The 6,197-nt window shown below is 34.7% G+C and carries 5 protein-coding genes and 4 tRNA genes; 4 read left to right on the forward strand and 5 right to left on the reverse strand.

All coding sequences use genetic code 11. The features are described from left to right. Positions 1 to 3 precede the first annotated feature (3 nt). Positions 4 to 78, reverse strand: a tRNA-Arg gene (locus tag KY054_02800). Positions 79 to 149: 71 nt separating this feature from the next. Between KY054_02800 and KY054_02805 the strand changes: the two genes are divergently transcribed. Continuing rightward, positions 150 to 1,178 carry a trypsin-like peptidase domain-containing protein gene (locus KY054_02805; protein MBZ1356672.1) on the forward strand — a complete coding sequence of 343 codons (1,029 nt, stop codon included), beginning with the start codon at positions 150 to 152 and terminating at the stop codon, positions 1,176 to 1,178. A gap of 26 nt (positions 1,179 to 1,204) precedes the next feature. Here KY054_02805 and KY054_02810 read toward each other — a convergent pair. Further along, a tRNA-His gene (locus KY054_02810) sits at positions 1,205 to 1,281 on the reverse strand. 1 nt (position 1,282) lies between these two features. Further along, a tRNA-Arg gene (locus KY054_02815) sits at positions 1,283 to 1,357 on the reverse strand. A gap of 77 nt (positions 1,358 to 1,434) precedes the next feature. On the opposite strand from KY054_02815, the gene ftsH reads away from it, so the two are divergent. The 3 genes from ftsH (at position 1,435) to cyaB (ending at position 3,921) form a co-directional block, all read left to right on the forward strand. Continuing rightward, complete coding sequence (gene ftsH / locus KY054_02820; protein ID MBZ1356673.1) at positions 1,435 to 3,270, forward strand: ATP-dependent zinc metalloprotease FtsH; 1,836 nt, start codon at positions 1,435 to 1,437, stop codon at positions 3,268 to 3,270. Beyond that, a tRNA-Ile gene (locus tag KY054_02825) sits at positions 3,261 to 3,333 on the forward strand. Before ftsH ends, KY054_02825 begins: the two co-directional genes overlap by 10 nt. A 15-nt stretch (positions 3,334 to 3,348) precedes the next feature. Beyond that, on the forward strand, positions 3,349 to 3,921 hold the full coding sequence (gene cyaB / locus KY054_02830) for a class IV adenylate cyclase (GenBank protein ID MBZ1356674.1): 573 nt from the start codon (positions 3,349 to 3,351) through the stop codon (positions 3,919 to 3,921). A 92-nt stretch (positions 3,922 to 4,013) separates the two neighbouring features. Here cyaB and KY054_02835 read toward each other — a convergent pair whose 3' ends face one another. Beyond that, positions 4,014 to 4,370: a hypothetical protein gene (locus tag KY054_02835; GenBank protein MBZ1356675.1), complete on the reverse strand. Its 357-nt coding sequence runs from the start codon at positions 4,368 to 4,370 to the stop codon at positions 4,014 to 4,016. 64 nt (positions 4,371 to 4,434) lie between these two features. Continuing rightward, the gene (locus tag KY054_02840) at positions 4,435 to 6,111 is read right to left on the reverse strand and encodes a hypothetical protein (GenBank protein ID MBZ1356676.1); all 1,677 of its coding nucleotides are present in this window, start codon (positions 6,109 to 6,111) and stop codon (positions 4,435 to 4,437) included. Between the last annotated feature and the right edge of the window lie 86 nt (positions 6,112 to 6,197).

The following is a 6,197-nucleotide window of genomic DNA, read 5'->3' on the forward strand; positions in this document are numbered from 1 at the left end:
TTTTGGTGCCTCCGATAGGAATCGAACCTATATTTAGGGATTAGGAATCCCTCGTTCTATCCATTGAACTACGAAGGCGAAAGCTTAACAGCATCAGTATATATACTTTTTCCCTTGTTAGCAATATTTTTTCTGATATAATGCCCTTAATGAACCAAAAATATCCGATAACTGAAATTGTCAAAAAGGTTTGTCCAGCAGTAATTACAATTACTGTTTCAAAGAATTTACCTGAAATAGAGGGTTTTTATAACTTCCCCTTTAAGGATCAAAATTTTGTAATACCTAAGACGAAGGGAAAGAAAAAAATTGAAACTAAAATTGGGGGCGGATCTGGATTTATAGTATCTAAAGATGGATACATTATCACATCAGCACACGTTATTGCTGATCCAGAGGCTACTTATTCCGCAGTACTAGAGCCAACTAAAAAATATCCGATCAAAGTATTATCACGTGACCCTATTAATGATATTGCAATTTTAATCATAGAAGGTAAAAATTTTCCATTCTTAGAATTGGGTAATGCCAAGGACGTAGAGCTGGGAGAACCGGTAATTGCGGTTGGAAACCCCTTGGGAGAATTCTATGACACTGTTTCGGCGGGAATAGTTTCTGGTCTATCTAGACTAATTAACGCCCACAACGGTTTTTCAGAAAAATCAACTAGATTAAAGGGCCTTATCCAAACTGATGCTGCGATAAATCCTGGTAATTCCGGCGGGCCACTAATTAATATGGAAGGTAAGGTTATAGGAATCAATACTGCAATGATTATGGGCAGTCAGAATATTGGATTTGCCATACCCATTGATTATGCAAAAAAAGACCTTGAAGAGGTGCGCGAACATGGAAGAATTAAACGGCCATTCCTTGGCATTAAATACATAATATTAAATCCAGAAATTGCTGAACAAAACAGTCTGCCAGTTGATTACGGCGCATTAATAATACGGGAGAGACTGGGAGAAGAGGCCGTTATTCCCCGCTCGGCAGCAGAAAAAGCGGGACTAAGAGAATTTGATACAATCTTAGAGATAAACGGAGAGAAAATAAACGAAGCAAACTATCTCTCTGATATCCTGGAAAGAAATGAAATAGGAGATAAGGTTAAAATAAAGGTTTTTAGAAACAAAAAAATAATAAACCTTGATCTCTTTCTTGAAGAGAAGAAATAAAAGAAGCCTTATAAAGACTTTTTCAGTGGGGGTGAGCGACGGGATTTGAACCCGCAACCACTGGTACCACAAACCAGAGCTCTGCCGTTGAGCTACGCCCACCATGGTGCCCTCGCTAGGAATCGAACCTAGATCCACAGCTTAGAAGGCTATTGTTCTATCCTTTGAACTACGAGGGCTCGAGAAAAGTATATAGCAAAACCGGACTTTTATCAAGCAGTTTTAATTTCTCTTTTTTTGTGATATAAATATTCTTATGAAAACAAAAGGACTTGAAAAAAACATAATAACGGTGGTTGGCATTTTTCTCCTCATGACCATACTTTTTGGTCTTATGGCATCCCCAACGAATGATATTGAAGAAATATCTTTAAGCCAATTGGTAAGAAAAATCAATGAAGGCTCTATTAAAGAAATTAGTGTCGCTGGATCTAAGCTAGAAATTATTCAGCATGACGGAACAGAGTTAACTGCGCTAAAGGAGCAAGAATCACCTATAATTGAAACTCTTGTAAGTTATGGTATTACGTCCGAACGATTACAGGAAGTTGACATTTTAATCAAAAAGCCTCGAGATTGGACCTGGACGGGTGTTTTTATTATCGGGTTCCTCCCCGTTCTTATCTTCCTTGTTTTCTTCTGGTTTATGTTCAAACAAGCAAAAGGAGGAGTAATGCAATCTATGGACTTTACGAAGTCAAAAGCCCGTCTCTTAGGAGCAGAAGGAACTGAAAAAGAAAAAACTAGCTTTAATGACGTTGCGGGACTAAGAGAAACTAAAGAAGAACTTAATGAGATTGTAGAATTTCTTAAAAATCCTAAAAAATTCCACGCCATTGGAGCAAGGATACCAAAGGGAGTTCTTTTGATCGGTCCTGCTGGAGTCGGTAAGACTTTGCTGGCTAGAGCTATCGCTGGAGAAGCTGGTGTATCATTTTTTCATACTTCTGGATCAACCTTTGTTGAATTATTTGTTGGTACTGGAGCAGCAAGAATAAGAGATCTTTTTGCCAGCGCCAAGAAAAACGCTCCTTCCATTATTTTTATTGATGAATTAGATGCTGTTGGACGGATGAGAGGTTCCGGAATTGGTGGAGGACACGATGAGCGAGAACAAACGTTAAACCAATTGCTGGTAGAAATGGATGGTTTCGAGAAAAACGACAATGTTATTGTAGTTAGTGCTACAAACAGAGCTGATGTTCTTGATTCCGCCCTCTTAAGACCCGGCCGGTTTGATAGACTCATTACCCTAAACCTTCCCGATATAGCTGAACGAAAAGATGTCCTTCAAATTCATTGTAAAGGAAAACCCCTAGCGCCTGATGTTAATCTTAGAGAGGTAGCTGAAAGAACTCCGGGCTTCTCGGGAGCAGACCTATCTAATGTAATAAATGAAGCAGCTATTCTTGCCGCAAGAAAAAACCAAACTCAAGTACATCAAGACAATATTCTTGAAGCAATAGAAAAGGTATTATTAGGACCACAAAGAAAGAGCCACATTCTTTCAAAGAAAGAAAAAGAACTAACCGCCTATCATGAGGTTGGTCATGCGTTAGTATCTACTTTTTTAGAAGAATCAACTCCGGTCAGAAAGATATCTATTATTTCAAGAGGAGGCGCAGGCGGATATACTATTAAAATGCCCGAAGAAGAAAAAATGATGAAAACCAAATCTGAGTTTCTTGCAGAAATATCAGTTCTTCTTGGAGGGTATTGTGCTGAGAAAATAGTATTTAATGAAATTTCATCAGGGTCTTCAAATGACTTAAAAAGGGCCTCGCATCTTGCAAAAAAGATTGTAAAAGAGTATGGTATGTCATCGTTGGGACCAATTTCATTAGGAAAGAAAGATAATCTCGTTTTCTTAGGAAGAGATATTTCAGAGGGTAATAATTATTCAGAAAAACTTGCATCTAGGATTGATGATGAAATAGATAAAATAATAAAAGACGCAGAGAAAGAAGCTGCCAAAATATTAATCAAAAACAAGGTGCTGCTTAATAAGATAACAAAAGTTCTTATTGAAAAAGAAACGATAGAGAAAGACGAATTCAATGAATTGGTTAAAGGAAAGAAGAAGGGCACGTAGCTCAGGGGTAAGAGCATCCGTCTTATAAGCGGAAGGTCGGTGGTTCAATTCCACCCGTGCCCACCCATAATTACAGGTATGAACATTGAAATAGAAATAAAAATCAAAATAAATAATTTAAGAAAAATCAGGGATAAGTTACAAGATTATGGTAAGTTGGTTAAGTCAATCAAGCAAATTGATGAGTATTATATCCCTTGTCATAGAAACTTCTTTGCGCAAAAACCATTTCCTGTGGAATGGTTAAGAATAAGAACCAATCCAGATAGAACCATTTTTGAATATGATAGATCTATTAACAAAAACGCTAAAGGAGAACAAGAATATGCTGAAGAATATGAAACTGAAATATCTCAACCAACCGAACTAAAAAAGATATTAAAGTTTTTAGATTTCAAAAAAGTAATAACAGTGGAAAAAGAAAGAGAAATTTGGAATTGCGGAAATCTAGAAATTTGTTTAGACAAAGTTAAGGGTTTAGGTTTTTTCATCGAAATAGAGGCAAAAGGAAATTTCAAAAACCCAGCAGAAGCGAAAAAAACTTGTTATGAATTCTCAAACAAACTCGGGGTTGATGTAAAATCAGAAAATATAATTAATACTGGCTATCCCGTATTACTCCTTGAATATAAAACAAAAAAGCGACGATAGAATTTTTAGGAGCGAGCCCGCTTTGGGGTACACTCACTTGTGGAAAAGTTATTTTGTTTGCTTTCTAAAGTTCTATTTAAGAATAATATTTATTAAAATTCAACCTTGAAAGAGGGGTCTTCCATTGTTCGCCAATTTTTTCCTTCACTACCTCCAGAATCTTTCAAATCCTTGCCTACAGAATAAATAATCTTTTTCTCCGGAGAATATTTTATTAATTTTCCATCAAAAGGATCTCTTGGGACTTCGAAAAAATATTCTGGCACGAGTTCGTTTAAGGAAGCGGGTACTTTACCAGTTTCTATCTGGTAGGCTCTTATGGCTATCAGAAGTTGAGTTCCTATCACCGAGAAATCTTCGAGACATTTTTTTTCTAAAAGGCCAGGGAAAACTACCGCTACAATAATATCGTGAAGCTCTTTACCCACTACATTTTCCGTAAATAACATTTTTATTTTAGAATAAAGTCTTAAAGATTTATATTCAGCCAACATCACTTCATTACAATCTTTATTAACAATTATTAATAAAATTTCGATAATATTCAGCAAATATTCTCTGGGTTTGATTGGGCTTATAAAGATAATTTAATTTAGTTGCCGCTTTCATCTCAAAAGGGGTTTCTTCTATTCCTAATTTTTCCAGTTCTTCCTTAGAGAGTTTACCAGCAAAAGCTGTATCAATTTTTGATTTTGTATTAGTAAGCTTTATATAATCCATTTTCATCGCCTTGATTAATCCTTCTTCATTTGCTTTAAACTGACCAAGTTCAGCCACATAATCCCTTAACACCTCAGAAGATAAAGTAAGATTTGGCATCATTATTCTTAATCTTTGTAAGCCGCCTTCTTTTATAGTTATACTCACTAAATAGCTCATCAAAATAGGTCTCGGACTGTCCTGTATTATTTGTCCCATTTTAATTGTTTTGACGATTAAATCTAAAGCCTCCTTCTCTCTACCTTGAGTTAAAAGATAATTAGCCTTAATTGAATTCAATTTAGCTATATCTATCAAACCTGACATACCGGGAAAAATTATGTCGTGCCCTATAGTTTTTGGATCTTGCCATTCAGGAATTTGAAAATAAGAAAGCTCTAAGGCTTTTTCAAAATACCCAAAAACTTCTTCATTGTTTTTTATTAATTCTTCAGCAAATTCAGAATCCCATTTTTCCCCCATGCTCATCTTTGTAAAAAGTTCGAGTTTTTCTTTTGGCAGATGGATTTTTTCACTACCCTGAATAAGGAAATAAAAAGCATTTTCTTCCTTTGGGATTTCTATTTTTGAGAGCCACAGATCGCTATCATCAATAAGAGGTTCATCTCTTCCCCAAAATATATTTAAAAAGAATATGCTAATTAGTAATCCGACAACCAGTATCCCTAAAATTCCAGGTATAACATACTTTATTTTCTTGCCTCGTGCTGGTTCCTCATAAAGAATTCCAGCTTTAATTTCTTTCAGATTGTTATAAATTAAAAATCCATAAATTAAAAAAAATGGTAAAACAAACAATTGAATGAAATAACCTATTACTTCGATTACTTGGCCTTCTACTTGTTTATTTTCTATGCCAAAAAAAATTAAAGCAAAAACTAGAAATAATCCTAATCCTATAATCAAACCTAAAGCCAAAAATCTACCTAGGACTCCCAAGAATTTTCCTTTGACTAAATATTTACTTCTAAATAAAGCATCAAACCCTTTCCTTTCTTCAAAAACCGAAATAAAGATGGCCAAAGAAAACCAAATAGAAAATAAAATCCCGGGAATTATAAAAAGCAAAAAACCTCCAGCAATAATTATGGTTAATAGAAAATAAACCCAAATGTAAGAACCTAATATTTTAAGTCCTCTTTTATAAGACTCTTTTATACCGGTATTCTCTTTAAGGTTATAAAGCAAAGACGGTATAGCCCATAACCAAAGAAAAAAGAAACCTAGATAAGAAATTGTAACTATAACAGAAAACCAAACAGAATATTTTATAGAGGTACCAGTCAAAAAATACACCAAATTCCAAAACAAAAACGAAAATCCAACGGGCAATCCAATTATCCCCAATAAAGTTTTAATTTTAAGGCAATAAATTCTCCAACCCTCTTTAAGAAGTTGGGCGATGTTCTTAGGCTTTTCTGAATAACCTTTTGGGGGATATTCAGAATAAGAAAAATTTTCATTGTCCATATTTTTTCTAAGTTTTTATTCTCCTATGATTTATTTTAATAAATAAATTTTAAAAAACAAGCAAAATAACTTTTTCACAAGTGAGT

This window comes from Candidatus Nealsonbacteria bacterium (assembly GCA_019923605.1).
Classification (GTDB): Bacteria; Patescibacteriota; Minisyncoccia; order Minisyncoccales; family CSSED10-335; genus JAHXGM01.

Excerpts from the sequence above, each read along its gene's own strand:
- KY054_02805 (MBZ1356672.1), top strand. The coding sequence starts at position 150 with ATGAACCAAAAATATCCGATAACTGAAATTGTCAAAAAGGTTTGTCCA.
- ftsH (MBZ1356673.1), top strand. The coding sequence starts at position 1,435 with ATGAAAACAAAAGGACTTGAAAAAAACATAATAACGGTGGTTGGCATT.
- cyaB (MBZ1356674.1), top strand. The coding sequence starts at position 3,349 with ATGAACATTGAAATAGAAATAAAAATCAAAATAAATAATTTAAGAAAA.
- KY054_02835 (MBZ1356675.1), bottom strand. The coding sequence starts at position 4,370 with ATGTTATTTACGGAAAATGTAGTGGGTAAAGAGCTTCACGATATTATT.
- KY054_02840 (MBZ1356676.1), bottom strand. The coding sequence starts at position 6,111 with ATGGACAATGAAAATTTTTCTTATTCTGAATATCCCCCAAAAGGTTAT.